The sequence below is a fragment of the Scytonema hankhaensis NUACC26 genome, from assembly GCF_045865695.1.
Classification (GTDB): Bacteria; Cyanobacteriota; Cyanobacteriia; order Cyanobacteriales; family Nostocaceae; genus Scytonema.
Window position 1 is genome coordinate 60,121 of the sequence record NZ_BAACAP010000244.1, and the last position, 14,451, is coordinate 74,571.

Below are 14,451 nucleotides of genomic sequence, written 5' to 3' on the forward strand. Positions count from 1 at the left end.
CTCTGTTTCCATTAGTTCAACTTCCGAAGAAGTTCAAAGACTAGGTACCTACCCTAATAACTGGGCTGGAGAAAAGTTTCCATTAGTTCAACTTCCGAAGAAGTTCAAAGACTTATTTTCTTAGCTCTAAATGGGTCTGCTGCTCTAGTTTCCATTAGTTCAACTTCCGAAGAAGTTCAAAGTCTAGAACTGCTTGACCTTGTTTGTAGAAGGGCAAGAGTTTCCATTAGTTCAACTTCCGAAGAAGTTCAAAGAGCAGGAACTAACTGAGACTAATGTCTCTTACAATTGCAAGTTTCCATTAGTTCAACTTCCGAAGAAGTTCAAAGTTAGTGCTTATGTAAAGAACCAAGGTAGAGAGAATCAGGTTTCCATTAGTTCAACTTCCGAAGAAGTTCAAAGTCTTTGATCTGCTTCCTATGCTTGAAGCTGATTTGAAAAGTTTCCATTAGTTCAACTTCCGAAGAAGTTCAAAGCTCTTCTAGTAGTGACTTTTGCTGGCGCTAGCTCGTTTCCATTAGTTCAACTTCCGAAGAAGTTCAAAGGCTAGACTTTTAAAAGCTTTGCCCTGACTGAATTATACACCCCGTTATCTGAGGGGGTCAAGTTTGTACCTAAATTATTAGTAATTCTTCTCAATAAACTCAGAACCTACCACCCTCAAACCCTTATTCAGCAAGTTACCTGAGGGGGTCAACGAAAGAATGCGGGTTTCAGCCATTACTTGACCCCCTCAGATGCTTATCAATAATATCAATTGAATAAAATTTACTTATATATAGAGGGCAACATCCACATTCATGTGTTTGCAAAGCGCAAGCTGTACCCACTCACTCTCTCAAAAGCACTAGCTGACTGCCATTTTTCTACAAAAGTAACAGATAATTTTCAAAAATGATTATTGTCTCCGTAATTTTCCGGAATCATTCAGTTTGCTGAGGAAGTAATTATTTGATACAACAAAAATTCATTTAGATAAACCTAAAAAATAACCTAACCCTGAAAAACCCTGTAGAAAACTACTTTATTCCTTATAACTATATACTCCAGCCATATGAATTTCTACCAGCGTAAGTTATATGCAATACTACAGTCACCAGAAGTACGTGAATGGGGAAAAGACTTATTATCTCAATTAAAATGTCTCCAAAGTGACTTAGCAGAACTGGAGAAATGGTGGGAGCATAGAGGTCAGGATAAGCTTAATGGAGGTTGGCTAGCACAAGATATTGGCTCTTCCTCCGATCGCGTGAACCTACTTCATCTAGAACAGAGTCAAACCGCAGAACAAGTGACTGTTCGTCATCCGATAAGTGCTCAAAAGCAACAGGTTGCAGTGTTATATCGGAAAAAACAGCCAGACATTGGTTGGATAAAAGACGAAGCAGACGCTAAAAAAGTTTTTTGGTGGTTTTGGAGATTTTACCCAGAACTACTAGCAGACACGCAACACGATGCATTACTCTTCCCCGCACATACAGTCATACCTGACTGTCCGCTACACAGCCACCAAAGTACAGTATCAGCATTGACTGGTGCGATGTTTCCCGAATCTTGGCGGGATAAAGAACAACATCGAATTCCTTATCTATTAGTATTTACCTTTTCACCAGTACAGGATTTCATCAAGTCCTCGCGGAAATTTCTTGATTTTTGGGCGGGTTCGTACCTATTGCACTACCTCAGCACCCGGTTGTGCTGGCTTATCGCCGAACACCTTGGACCAGATGCTGCGATCGTACCCTCCCTCTGGAGCCAAGAAATTATCGATGCGTTCATTGTGCAAAAGTATTCTGATTTTGCATCCGATCTCGCACGTCTCCATGATGGGAAAAATCCAGTAGAGCGGTTTAAAGAAAAAATATCCACCAGTTTAAGCACAGCAGGTTTCCCCAATGCAATTACCGTTTTAGTTTCAGGAGAAGAAGAAGCGAGGAAATGGGGAAAATGTCTTTCTAAAACACTCACCGAAGAATGGGTCAAGATAGGTACAGAAGTCAAAAACCACATTAGAAAACGAGTTATAGAGTTTTTAGAGAAAGAAACCCCAGAAAAATTAGAAACAATACTGAACGAAGCCCTCCCTGAACTTAAAAATACACCTACCGCTCTTGAGGATTACCGAAAAGAACTGCAACTTCTGAGGCGACAATGCTGTTGGGAATGGAACAAGCTTTGGGAAGCTCAACTCAATCATACTTGGGAACCATACTGGACAGCCATACCGCTAGGAAACCCAGAACAAGCATTAACCATTAATAAGGGAAACAATAATTCCTTTAATAAAGATTGGATTAATTCCCAAACTGAAATAGCTCAACCGCTTAGGGACTTACGGTTTAATAATGTACCAATCCGATTTTGGACTTTTCTCGTTAATTCAGATTGTCTGGCTGGTATTTTATTTTTATGCGAGTCCCTTATCGATTTACCCGATGAATTTGAAAAAAAACTTTATACAGATCTAAATGTTGGAACCTGGTGGGGTAGTATCCAGCAACGCTTACGACATTGCTTAACCAATGTTAAGTATACCCGTAACTGGCAAATTGCGACTGCTCCCGGCGAACGTTCTACAATATCAGGTCAATTTAGCGCCGTCCACCCTCGCTTGAATTATCAAGTCAGAGAATCTCCCGAAGGACAAATACGAGATTTGCGCGAGGGTAGCGGTGTAAAAGCACGTTCGATGCGCTTATTTTGGTTAGTCATGTCCAAAGCGTATCTCGGTTTATTTAATGGTTCAGAGAAACTCAATGCTCTAGAACTTACCAAACGGATGGCTTGGGTGTATGGAGGTGTAGCAGAATCTTTGGGAATTCCTTTCCAACTCAGCGAAGAGTTGCTACCTGCTGAAGTGGCTTCCGAATTGGAGGAAGAGCCAGAAACTAGCAACCAAAACTCGAACGAATTAACCAAAATCATTGATTACGAACAGTTAATCCGATTTCCTAACCTGAGTTCTATCGCCGCAGCTGCTTTTGCACGGGAACATCCCAACTTGATGAAAACTTACAGGAGTAATTTATATAAACTTTTTCAACAACACAAAAATCAGTTTTCACCGGAGCAGCGATGCGCCTTTTATGCCAAAACCAACCGTCCGTTCCACATCCCGAATACAGATAAAGCAATTCAGCAGAAATTTCCTAACTTCAAAGGCGGTTATAACGGGGTGATGTTTTCTAGTAAATGGCTCATTGATGACATGGGCTTGCAAGAACAAGAACGCATCACCGCAAGCGGTAACACAGATTCATCCCGTGACCAAAACAATCAGAAACAGGTTAGCATTTTACGAGAAATTGTTCAAAAAGCCCATCAAAGAACAGGTTTTGGTGATAGCAGTCCAGCCGATTGGTGGGTCATTCTTCTTGCTGATGGAGATGGAATGGGTGACTATGTCTCTGGGAATAAACTCAAAAAATATGTGCATTATGTTGACATTGATGCTGTTAATAAAGACATCGAAGGTTTTGACAGAAGCCTGTTCGATAAACTACTCACTTGTACTCCTCATAAACGCATGGGACCAGCCACCCATGTTGGCTTAAACCGCGCCCTACTAGACTTCTCCAATCGGTTAGTTCCCTACATAACAGAAAAGCGATTTTGCGGTCGCGTCATTTATAGTGGTGGTGATGATGTCATGGTAGTCCTACCCTTAGAAGATTTACCAGAATATCTATTATCATTACGTGCTGCTTGGAGTGGTGGAAAAGACCCCAAGAACGAGTTTGAAAACAAACGCAATGGGGTTTCTTCTGAACCAAACAGCCAAATAGGAGAAGGTAAAACAACAGGTTACTGGTATCCAACTGAAGAAGTAAAAGAACTACCACTACGTCCCCACTTCACCATGGGAAAAGATGCGACTATGAGTGCTGGTGTAGTCATTGCTCATAAAAGCGTTCCCCTACCCACCGTCCTTGAAAACCTTTGGGAAGCAGAAGCAGACAGGGCGAAAAAAATACCTGATAAAGATGGTATTTGCTTCCGAGTCATATACGGAGGTGGTAACCAGTTAGAAGCACTCATGAAAGGAGAATTACTGGAGACATGGTGGGACTGGGTGAAGGAATACGGAGAATACCAAGAAAACCTTGCGCCCTTGCTGTATCGCTTAGCCGAAGAATTACCCCATCGCGCTTCCATCACAGAGAATTACCAACTGTTCTCCAAAGCAGCCAAAGTCATCATGGAAAGTCGGGACAAAAGCAAACAACTTGACGAAGTCTTTGAAAAAATCAAAAAATGGTTAGACAAATGGGAAGATTGGGTTAAAGAACCTCTAGAAAAATGGACAAAACAAACTCTAAAAGGATGGGCTAAACAAACTCTAGAAGAATGCGATCGAACAGATTTAGAAAAACTAGAACAAGCTAAAAAAATCTTAGCAGAACTAGAAGAATGGAATAAGCAACCTCTAGAATACTGGGTTAATGAAGCCAAGGAAATCAGCCCCAAATCCATTGATATTAAACCCGAAGATTCAAAACCCATTGGTATTGAACCCGAAGATTTAGGCAAAATCCTGAGATTTACCGCTTTTTGGATCGATAAGCGAGTAGAACGCTACCAATGGAAAGAAACATTAGACAGTCAACCGTAAAAAAATACAAGTAGGTAAATGAGAAAAACAGAACTATGTAAAGGTATGCCAATAAGCTAAAACTCTTACAAATGACAAATAACAAATGACAAATGACATTTTCATGCACTGGTATACAATTACCCCATTAGATGTACTACTTTTTCGAGATTGCAAACCTTTTAGCCCAGGAGAAGGTTCATGGGCGAAGGGATTATTCCCACCAATGCCTATAACAGTGTTTCAGGCGTTGCGATCGCTTCTATCAAAAAGCACCAGTAAAGAAGAGCGTATCAAACGAGATTTGCATTTTCTAGGTCCCTTTTTATTAGATATCAACCATACCCTTTGGTTACCCACACCCAAAGATTTAATATGTTTGTATCCCATAGGAGAAGACCGCAAAACCGTCAGCGATAACTGGAGCGAAATTCAACGCTTGCAACCTCTTGACCATCAATGTAAGACGTGGAAGCACTTAGTATTTGATGGAGAACAAATTGACCCTCTCGTTCTCAATAAAAAATGGGATGGGAGTATTAAATCACCTAACCATTGGATAAAAGCAGAAGCACTCTTTGATTACCTTGAAGGTAGAAAAGATAGTAGTAATTGGCGGAAAGATGACTTTCATAAGAATCCTTGGAAGACGCAAGTTTTACCCCACATCCATATGCAGGCTGACAAGCGACAAGTTAAAGACGCCGATGGCTACTTTACCGAAGTCGCAGTCCGCCTTAAAGATGGATGGTGTTTTGTTGCGGCTTTGAGTAGTGATGAAATTCGAGAAGGCGTTGTGCGGTTGGGAGGAGAGGGACACCGAGCGTTAGTCTCTCCACTGATGGAAGCAAATGACACTCTGCAATATCAACTGGATTGTTTACTTAAAACCGATCGCCCATCACAAGCTACAAAATTTGCCTACCTTCTTACCCCAGGACTCGCACTGTTTGACGAAACAAGATACAGTTGCTATCCCAAGGCTTGGAAGCAACACCTAAAAGGATGCGCGACAGACAAAGCTCTACTGTGGGGTGGTGTATCGACATTGCGTAAAGATGACAAGACAACCACAAAAGAGGAGTTTGCATTGTTACCGCAAAGGGGGTTTGTACCGCCAGGGACAGTGTACATCTTTAACGGCGAACTCCCTGCAAACCAACAGCTATTACCCGAACAAGGTGGACAGTGGTTGGAAACTTTTCAAAAGCTTAATTATGGAAAACTTTTATGGGGACAAGGAACTTAATCAATGAATGATTTTCGTACTGGATATCTTTACACGCTTGCGCCAATTCATTGCGGTGGCGAAGGAGATTTGGGAAACATTTTGGATATTGTCCGCGAAGTACACACCGATTTTCCATACATTCCCGGTTCTTCCCTAAGAGGTAGCCTGCGCTGGGATGTAAACTCTATTAACCCAGCAGCCGCAGATAAATTATTTGGCAAAGAATTGAGTGCAGATGGACAAATGGGGATTCATCAAGTTTGGTTTGGTGATGCTCGTTTGCTATGGGTTCCGATGCGAACAATGTCAATGAATGGCAATCAAAATGTATTCACTTGGGTAAGTTGCCATTCGCTAATTCGCGACCATGCATTGCTATCTAGATTACCAATAACTGAGTTTCCTGACAATCCTGTAGGAACTCACACAGGTACTTATTATGTCGCCGATGCTCAATTGCAAGTTTCTGGACTGAAAGAACCCGAAAAGCAAGCGATCGCCTTAGCTGAAGATTGCACGGAATCGCTTTCTAGTGCAGTTAAGTCAACATGGGAGAAGAACCGTATTGTCCTCCCTGATAGTGATTTTCAAACCTTAATGGAGCATTCCTTATGGACACAAATTCGCAACAAAATTAACAAAGGTGGTGAAGATGAGGAAGACGATTCTGAAGGCGGTGCAGAAATTTTCTGGACTGATGTTTGCATTCCCAGAGATACCATTCTCTACTACTCTTGGGGTTACAAATTAAACAAACTAAATCCAGTTACCGAACCTGAACATAATTTATTAAAAGATGTTGTGACAGGGCTATTCCAAATTGGAGGACAAGCCAATATCGGACGTGGTTGGGTGCAAGGCTGGGTTACAAATAAAACTTTACCTACCGAACAATCAAATCAACTTATGCAGGTGGAGAGTTAGTCATGGTCAATCCAGAACAAATGAGCCTTACCGCTCACCAACATATTCAAACATACTTGAGCATCAGCGCAAAAACAGCAATTGACAAAGAAGACTTGAACGCTATTTTAAGGCTATCTCAGCATTTGCGAGTTTTTGGATTGCTTTCAGCCGCAGCCTATGTCAACCAAACAAATGCTCAAGAAGGAAGAGTGCGATCGCGTACTGTTCCCGTGTGGAAATCGCTGCTCGGTCAACTGCTCGATCCCCAAAATCCACCTTCTGAAAAGGAATTACGTGAAGCGATCGTCAACATGGCAAAAGAAGAACCAGAGAAATATATAGCAACTTGGCGCAAAGTCATGATGCTATCTAACTATTGGAATTTCTGGGCGCGAGCTTATTCTGTATAAGCTATTTGCAAGAATTCTTACGGTTTATTTGCTGCTTTTAACTTTTAACTTGTTATGTATACTGGACCCCAGCTTGCTCAACTACTTGAAAATCAGCATCAACGCAGAGCCAATTCAGACTTATTCAAACAAGGGAATTTTACTCTATATTGGAGAACCAAAGTTGGCTCTTTTCCCCACCCCGATGTAGAGACAATAGTTTCTGCAGGAGAACCTTGCGGTGCATGGTGTCCTACAGAGGGACGACCGGAAGACAAACGCACTGTGGGTGATAACTTGGCTCTAATGTCGGAACTTCCGCTCAATGGTTACATTCCTGCTTCCTCCATTCGGGGAGTTGTGCGTGCGTGGGCAATGAAACGTCCCAGCATCCGCAGTCAAATGTTAGAATTACTGGGGCATCAAAAAGGCAATGTCATCCAATCTGGTAAAATCGAATTTTTAGATGCATGGCCTGTAAAACCAACCAAACTTGTTTTAGATATTGTCAACCCACAACAGGAGTTCCAAGTCTACCATCAAGGACAAGGAACCCCCCTTTCGCTTTATACCTTAGGAAACGGTGAAGACGGCGTTGAAGTCACGGTAGCAATTCGGGGAATTTCTGGTAAAGCTACCCGCAAAGAAGTAGGCACAGTCTGGGAATGGGTACAGCAAGCTCTGAGCGTTTATGGAGTTGGTAGTCGTACCTCTGTTGGCTACGGATGTATTAAAGCGCCTCATGGGTTTCGACCATCACCAGAACTGCGCCAAGCTGAAAATGGTTACACAAGCAAAACGTTTGAATTCACACTCTATAACCAGGGATGTGCTGGACCGGATAGGGGACAACAGGAATTCCGCCCCTCTCATTGGCGTGGTTGGTTGCGTTCCTGGGTGTTGCGATTTCTGCTAGGGGTGATGTCGAAAGAGAATGCAGAGAAAACACTATGGGAACTGATGGGAACACTGGAGCCAAAAACCCACATAGGGTGCGTGCGGATCGGCATGACTCCAGGAGAAACTTGGGGCGATTGCTCGAAGAATTTACCCTACTTTTATGTTTGGCAGGGAAAATTACAAGTGACTGCACCAAGCAAAATTCTTAACACAATTATTCTACCAATTATGAAATTTGCAGTTAGCGTGGGAGGTGTCGGTAGGGGATGGCGGCGTCCGTTGCATATTTTTCATATGGATAATAGAAGGGCTTTCTCGCGAGGAAGTTTGTTGATCGTGAAACATCACGTTCGCAACCAAGAGGGACAATGGCAAATAAAGCTTTTTGGGTTACCACTCAATCCAGAAAGTTGGACTTCTGCATATGAAAGATGGTTGACAGATGTGCGATCGCAGTGGGCTGATAGAATCAACATTGATGCAAATCGGTTGTTAGCAGCTGAAGTATTTTCGCCAAAGACTTGCGCCATTTATGCAGTCCCCGGTCCTGATGCCAATCTGATTGATGAGGATGATTTTGATTGGCTGGAAACCAATGCCATAGAAACTCGTGGAGAAGGTATGCACCTCATCTACGAACAAACCCCTCCCTACAATTACAAGCGCAATCCCGATGTTGGAGGAAATGCAGCTAATGGCGATCCTCATTGCTCGTGGGTCAGCATTAAGCGCGTGAATATCCCGAATAAGCAAGAAAATACACAATGTAAAGAGATAGTTTGCTTGTTTATGGGGGGAAAAACACCCCAGTCAAATCATATCCGTTGTCACTTTCTTCAAGATTTAGATGAAATAACTGGGGCAGTACGTTTATTTGGAGTTCAGCCTTAACGCAAAATCGTGTTGATTCATAGATATCTATAATATAAACAAATAACATGAAAAAACGCATCTTAATTCTCTCAGCCAACCCCACGAACACCACTCGTCTGCGCTTAGATAAAGAAGCCCAAGAAATCAAAAAAGCAATAGAACGGGCTCAACAACGTGACCAATTTGAGTTAGCACAACCGTGCTTGGCTGTTACCCATAGAGACTTACGGCGGGCAATATTAGAAGAAAATCCCCAAATCGTTCACTTTTGCGGACATGGAATGGGAGATGAAGGGCTAGTATTGGTAGACGATGCAGGTGAAGTGAATTTTCTCAACACCGATGCCTTGGCTGAACTATTTAAATTGTTTACAGACAAGGTAGAATGCGTGCTCTTCAATGCTTGTTATTCAGAAGTCCAAGCAAAAGTGATTGCACGGCACATTGATTATGTAATTGGAATGAATCAACCAATTGACGATCGCACTGCTATTGAATTTGCTGTTGGCTTTTATGATGCGTTGGGAGCAGGTAGAGGCTATGAATTCGCCTATAATTTTGGTCGCAGCAGCATTTCGCTAGCAGGAATAAACCAAGCAGATATCCCGATTTTGAAAAAGCAGGCTAGAGTTCGCCTTTGGGTGCATGGTTGGGTTAAGCAGCCGTATAACAACTCACCCACTGTTGAACTTGATTGGACGGAATATTTTAGCCTTGAGAGTGTGTCTAGACCCCGTCGTATTGCCAACCAAGAAACTTGGGATGATATTTTACTTCCTAAATTAGAACAAGTACGCGAACAAGTGTCTCAAGGACATACTGAATTAACTGTTGATATTCGAGGTAGGCTTCCTCTTTCAGCAGCAGTCGTCATTGGTCATGTTTTTCAAGATACCAGAGGATATACCTTGCAAGTAGAACAAAGAACCACAGGACAAAATATTTTGTGGCGATCGGATATTAGCCCGTCAGATGCAAAGTTTAAAATTATCACGGAAGCTGGCGAAGTTGGAGAACACATTTTAGTAGCGTTGGGAATTACAGGTGATGCATCAGGAGATTTAGCGCAACTGTGGGAAAATTCACAAATTCCATTCAGTGCTGCTATTTACGCAGAGCCAGAAGCTGGTACTGGAGAAAGGGCAATTAGTTCTGATGCAGATGCGATCGCACTCACAATTCATGCTAAAGAAATCATTCGCCAAGCTCGTCGAAACTACCGTGCAACCTGCACGCACTTAGTTTTATTTGCTCCGATGAGTTTTTGTTTCTTCTTAGGTCAGCGATTAAGAGTCATTGGTGATGTCATTTGTTACGAGCGTGTTGCTGAAAAATACCAACCTTCAGTCAAACTTTGTACGGGATAACAATATTAAAATGTCTCCAAAGTGACTAACCAGAACTTAAGAAATGGTGGGAGCATGAAAGTCAGAATAAGCTCAACGGAGGTTTGCTAGCACAAGATATTGCCTCTTTCTCCAATTGCGTTAACCTACTTCATATTTACTTTAATTGTGCTGACTTACTTAATTTAAATTTTTAAGCTCTGATAATATTAACCTATGACTACTAGTCCCATAAAACGTATCCTTATCCTCGCCGCTAATCCCACGAACACCACCCGTCTGCGCTTAGATGAAGAAGTCCGAGAAATCAAAAAAGCCCTACGATGTGCTCCCAAGCGTGACCAATTTGAGCTAGTGTCATGCTGGGCTGTTACTCCAAGAGAATTACAGCTAGCTGTATTGGAGGAGAGTCCCCAGATTGTACATTTTTGCGGTCATGGGATGGGAGACGAAGGGCTGGTATTACAAGATGAAACTGGTCAGGTCAAGTTTGTCAGCACCAATGCCTTAGCTGGACTGTTTAAATTGTTTGCAAACAAGGTAGAATGCGTGCTCTTAAATGCCTGTTATTCAGAACTTCAGGCGGAAGTCATTAAGCATCATATTGATTATGTGATTGGGATGAATCAATCCCTAGGCGATCGCACAGCCATTGAATTTGCTGTTAGCTTTTATGAGGCACTTGGTGCAGATAAAAACTATGACTTTGCCTACGAATACGCTTGTAATGGTATCTCTATGGCAGGGATTGACCAAGCCAATGTTCCTGTATTACACAGAAAAAGCTTTTCTTTTGATGTGAATAATAACACCTATTTAAGCTTATGGGTACATGGGTGGGACAAACAGATTTATAGTAATTCTCCAACTGTAGAACTTGACTGGACAGAGCATTTCGATATATATGCTCAACCGCGTCGGATTGCAGATCAAGCCACTTGGGATAATATTTTATTACCGAATTTAAACAGAGCACGGAAGGAATTGACTCAAGGACATACACCCTTAACCATCGACGTGCGTGGGCGATTCCCTTTAACAGTTGCAGTAGCCATTGGTACGGTTTTTCCTGATACCAGAGGTTATACTTTGCAAGTAGAACAACAAACTGCAGGAAAACTCTATTTATGGCGTTCAGATGCAAGTCCATCAGACGCAAAGTTTAAGGTCGTTAGCGAAACCGGTGAGGCTGGAGAGCATCTGCTCATAGCATTGGGTATTACAGGTAATCCATCATTAGATGTGGCACAACTCTTACAAGATTCACCAATTCCATTCAGTGCTGTGATTTATGCCGAACCAGAGTTTGGAACTGGAGAACGAGCTATTCGTTCAGATGCAGATGCTGTTGCACTGGTGTTAGATGTAAAAGATTTGATACGTCGTTATCGTCAAAAATATAGTGCTACTTGCACGCACTTAGTTTTATTTGCTCCGGTTGGTTTTTGTTTATTCTTAGGTCAGCGACTAAGAGTTATTGGTGATATTATTTGTTACGAACGCATTGCAGATAGAAACTATCAACCTTCAGTCAAACTTTGTACGGGTTAATAATTCAAAGGCACACGCTTATACCTATATCGCAATCCATTACTGTATGATGATTGGTACGGAGTGGTGATTCTCCGCTCTCGCAGTCTAGAACCGCAAAAAACCAATCTTCATCGCTCGCTCATCATTTGTGCTGGTGTAATTTGATTCTGCCTTGTTTTTAAAACACCACTTACTTATACCTTGCAAACAATTTGGTAAGTAACTGGACTAAAATAAATACACTCATAAAGGCTGGGCATTGGGCAAACCAAAAACAGTATTGAAATTAATTTTGTCCAATTACTTAAAGTACGTCAAACTTTAATTACCAGAAATCGAAGTAATCCAAGACAAAAGTTTATTAGAAGCCAGTCTCAAAGCTTTGGAATCAGTCAGTACACTATAGGAATTGCGTCAAATTTAATCAGACTCACCAATTGATACATGATTTTTTAATGCGATCGCTAAGAGGATGTTTGAAAAGTCCTCTTAATAGTAAAACGTTCAATATCCCCCTAAATATCCTTTATAAAGGGGGACTTTAAAAATATTTCCCCCTTTTTTAGGCAGGGCTGATTCATTCCCTAAAAGTCCATAATTGACAAGCGTATCAATCAAAGAAATTAGATAGTTCAAAAAATTAATTTTCTTCTCAGTCATCGAGAATGTTTCCATTAGTTCAACTTCCGAAGAAGTTCAAAGGATTTCCAATATTGCGACAACGAAAATTGGGACACTCAGGGTTTCCATTAGTTCAACTTCCGAAGAAGTTCAAAGTTTAATTTTCATGTTTTCCGTTTCTCCAAAAGAAAGTTTCCATTAGTTCAACTTCCGAAGAAGTTCAAAGTGAATCTTTTAGAATAAAGCTGGTCGAATGGGTCAGACAGGTTTCCATTAGTTCAACTTCCGAAGAAGTTCAAAGAAAAATCAGATAACTAGGACAGGGCTGGAGAAAAGGGTTTCCATTAGTTCAACTTCCGAAGAAGTTCAAAGACTGTGGTAGAGGCTGTCCTACCTGCTGCAATGTTCGGTTTCCATTAGTTCAACTTCCGAAGAAGTTCAAAGAAGGTGCTGGTGTAGATAACTTTCAAGGAACGTCTAAGTTTCCATTAGTTCAACTTCCGAAGAAGTTCAAAGATGTAATGATCAAACCTCAGGTCGCTCAGTTTATTCGTTTCCATTAGTTCAACTTCCGAAGAAGTTCAAAGAGCGGAGTAGATATATCTATACCGCAATCTTTATTAGTTTCCATTAGTTCAACTTCCGAAGAAGTTCAAAGCAAGAACTGATAGTTCTTCCTACGTCGAAGGAGGTAGGTTTCCATTAGTTCAACTTCCGAAGAAGTTCAAAGGCTTGACTTTTGAAAGCCTTACCCTATCTGAATTGTACACCCCATTATCTGAGGGGGTCAAGTTTTTCCCAAAATTATTAGCAATTCTTCTCAATAAATTCATAACCAACTACCTTCAAACTCTTATCCAGTAAGTTACCTGAGGGGGTCAACGAAAGAATAAGGGTTTCAGCCATTGGTTAACCCCCTCAGATGCTTATCAATAATACATAATTAATAATATAAACTTATGTTTTTAGAGCACCATACACCGATATTTTCGAGGTTTCACACATTATCGATCCCCCCAACCCCCCCCCTTAAAAAGGGGGGCTTTGCCTAAATCCTACTCCCTTTCCCATAAAATTACCGATTCTCTTCTCCTCTTTCTTCGTGCTCTTTGCGTCTTCGCGGTTCATTTAATTAAGAAATATCGGGATAGGAGTAACTTTTTCAACGCCACTTTGTATCAATCAACATTTATTCCAAGCATCAGCAACATAAGCTGAATCAACCACAGTACCCATTAAATTGACGGGTGTATTTGCTGAAGCGTAGTATTTAACCTTTCGCGATAGTTCATCAATAGCACTTATACGTTGCTTACCTGGTCGAATGTAAACGACTAAAACAGCTTTATTTGGAAGCGCATTCAGAATTTTTTGAATTTGTTCGGCAACTCTTTCTTCTGTTAATCTAGCAATTTCCACTTCTGATAAACTGGTTTTTTCTTCATCTAAAATTAACTGATAATTCACTAAATCTAGAACTACAACATCGCCGGATATTTTAAGGCGTTTGGAAGCATCTAAAATTTGTGTGGATTTAAAACCCCGTTCTGCAAGCAGTTGATACTCTTCTGGATAATCATCACTCAGCAATGGTTTGTCTTGAGGAAGAATGTAATTAACATTTATCCCACCAAGAACCTGTTCCCGATCTAAAATTCGTTTGAGATTATCAACTTGTTGTCCGATCGCTTCGCCAACCGATATTTGAAGTCGTCGTTCAACTTCCTCACGAACTAACTGTCGTGCTTCTTTGAGACTTTGATTAAACAAGTAAACGCTAATCGCTCCAGCTACTCCTAAAATGACTCCAAAAACTACAAACGAAAGATTAATTGCACCAACAAAACTACCAAAACTATTATTCAGGCGTGTGTTAGCATCTTGTAGAAACTGGATTTGTGTTTTTAGCAGTTCGACATCAGCAGCTGGTGAGGGTAATGGTTTGGGAGTTGATGCAGGTAGCCCAGGAGTTTGCGCGATGAACAACATCCACACTTTCAACAACCAAACTCCAGTTAAATTAAATAAACTTTGCCAATCCATATCTTCCTCTATATCTAG

General features: G+C 41.3%; 9 protein-coding genes and 2 CRISPR repeat arrays (1 of these 11 only partly in view). Of the genes, 7 read left to right on the top strand and 2 right to left on the bottom strand.

Annotation, left to right across the window (positions count from 1 at the left end; genetic code table 11):
- Positions 1 to 545: direct repeats of the CRISPR family, unit length 35 nt; unit sequence GTTTCCATTAGTTCAACTTCCGAAGAAGTTCAAAG (it extends 361 nt beyond the left edge of the window).
- A 509-nt stretch (positions 546 to 1,054) separates the two neighbouring features.
- From cas10 to ACKTT2_RS42585, 7 genes are all read left to right on the top strand, one after another.
- Complete coding sequence (cas10, locus tag ACKTT2_RS42555) at positions 1,055 to 4,612, top strand: type III-B CRISPR-associated protein Cas10/Cmr2 (protein ID WP_407897964.1); 3,558 nt, start codon at positions 1,055 to 1,057, stop codon at positions 4,610 to 4,612.
- Between the two features lie 85 nt (positions 4,613 to 4,697).
- Positions 4,698 to 5,840: a type III-B CRISPR module-associated Cmr3 family protein gene (locus ACKTT2_RS42560; protein ID WP_407897966.1), complete on the top strand. Its 1,143-nt coding sequence runs from the start codon at positions 4,698 to 4,700 to the stop codon at positions 5,838 to 5,840.
- Positions 5,841 to 5,843: 3 nt separating this feature from the next.
- Complete coding sequence (locus ACKTT2_RS42565) at positions 5,844 to 6,746, top strand: RAMP superfamily CRISPR-associated protein (RefSeq protein ID WP_407897968.1); 903 nt, start codon at positions 5,844 to 5,846, stop codon at positions 6,744 to 6,746.
- Positions 6,747 to 6,748: 2 nt separating this feature from the next.
- The gene (locus ACKTT2_RS42570) at positions 6,749 to 7,138 is read left to right on the top strand and encodes a hypothetical protein (RefSeq protein ID WP_407897970.1); all 390 of its coding nucleotides are present in this window, start codon (positions 6,749 to 6,751) and stop codon (positions 7,136 to 7,138) included.
- Positions 7,139 to 7,192: 54 nt separating this feature from the next.
- Positions 7,193 to 8,908, top strand: a complete 1,716-nt coding sequence (locus tag ACKTT2_RS42575) for an RAMP superfamily CRISPR-associated protein (protein WP_407897972.1) — start codon at positions 7,193 to 7,195, stop codon at positions 8,906 to 8,908.
- Between the two features lie 47 nt (positions 8,909 to 8,955).
- Positions 8,956 to 10,257 carry an SAVED domain-containing protein gene (locus ACKTT2_RS42580; RefSeq protein ID WP_407897974.1) on the top strand — a complete coding sequence of 434 codons (1,302 nt, stop codon included), beginning with the start codon at positions 8,956 to 8,958 and terminating at the stop codon, positions 10,255 to 10,257.
- Between the two features lie 195 nt (positions 10,258 to 10,452).
- Positions 10,453 to 11,787: an SAVED domain-containing protein gene (locus ACKTT2_RS42585; RefSeq protein ID WP_407897977.1), complete on the top strand. Its 1,335-nt coding sequence runs from the start codon at positions 10,453 to 10,455 to the stop codon at positions 11,785 to 11,787.
- A 486-nt stretch (positions 11,788 to 12,273) separates the two neighbouring features.
- Here ACKTT2_RS42585 and ACKTT2_RS42590 read toward each other — a convergent pair whose 3' ends face one another.
- Together ACKTT2_RS42590 and ACKTT2_RS42595 are read right to left on the bottom strand one after the other, a co-directional pair.
- On the bottom strand, positions 12,274 to 12,429 hold the full coding sequence (locus tag ACKTT2_RS42590; protein WP_407897979.1) for a hypothetical protein: 156 nt from the start codon (positions 12,427 to 12,429) through the stop codon (positions 12,274 to 12,276).
- A 7-nt stretch (positions 12,430 to 12,436) separates the two neighbouring features.
- A CRISPR array of direct repeats spans positions 12,437 to 13,120; the repeat unit is 35 nt; unit sequence GTTTCCATTAGTTCAACTTCCGAAGAAGTTCAAAG.
- A 452-nt stretch (positions 13,121 to 13,572) separates the two neighbouring features.
- On the bottom strand, positions 13,573 to 14,433 hold the full coding sequence (locus ACKTT2_RS42595) for a hypothetical protein (RefSeq protein ID WP_407897981.1): 861 nt from the start codon (positions 14,431 to 14,433) through the stop codon (positions 13,573 to 13,575).
- Positions 14,434 to 14,451 lie beyond the last annotated feature (18 nt).

What these genes read in the sequence shown, in the direction of transcription:
- cas10 (WP_407897964.1), top strand. Translation starts at nt 1,055, where the DNA reads ATGAATTTCTACCAGCGTAAGTTATATGCAATACTACAGTCACCAGAA.
- ACKTT2_RS42560 (WP_407897966.1), top strand. Translation starts at nt 4,698, where the DNA reads ATGACAAATGACATTTTCATGCACTGGTATACAATTACCCCATTAGAT.
- ACKTT2_RS42565 (WP_407897968.1), top strand. Translation starts at nt 5,844, where the DNA reads ATGAATGATTTTCGTACTGGATATCTTTACACGCTTGCGCCAATTCAT.
- ACKTT2_RS42570 (WP_407897970.1), top strand. Translation starts at nt 6,749, where the DNA reads ATGGTCAATCCAGAACAAATGAGCCTTACCGCTCACCAACATATTCAA.
- ACKTT2_RS42575 (WP_407897972.1), top strand. Translation starts at nt 7,193, where the DNA reads ATGTATACTGGACCCCAGCTTGCTCAACTACTTGAAAATCAGCATCAA.
- ACKTT2_RS42580 (WP_407897974.1), top strand. Translation starts at nt 8,956, where the DNA reads ATGAAAAAACGCATCTTAATTCTCTCAGCCAACCCCACGAACACCACT.
- ACKTT2_RS42585 (WP_407897977.1), top strand. Translation starts at nt 10,453, where the DNA reads ATGACTACTAGTCCCATAAAACGTATCCTTATCCTCGCCGCTAATCCC.
- ACKTT2_RS42590 (WP_407897979.1), bottom strand. Translation starts at nt 12,429, where the DNA reads ATGACTGAGAAGAAAATTAATTTTTTGAACTATCTAATTTCTTTGATT.
- ACKTT2_RS42595 (WP_407897981.1), bottom strand. Translation starts at nt 14,433, where the DNA reads ATGGATTGGCAAAGTTTATTTAATTTAACTGGAGTTTGGTTGTTGAAA.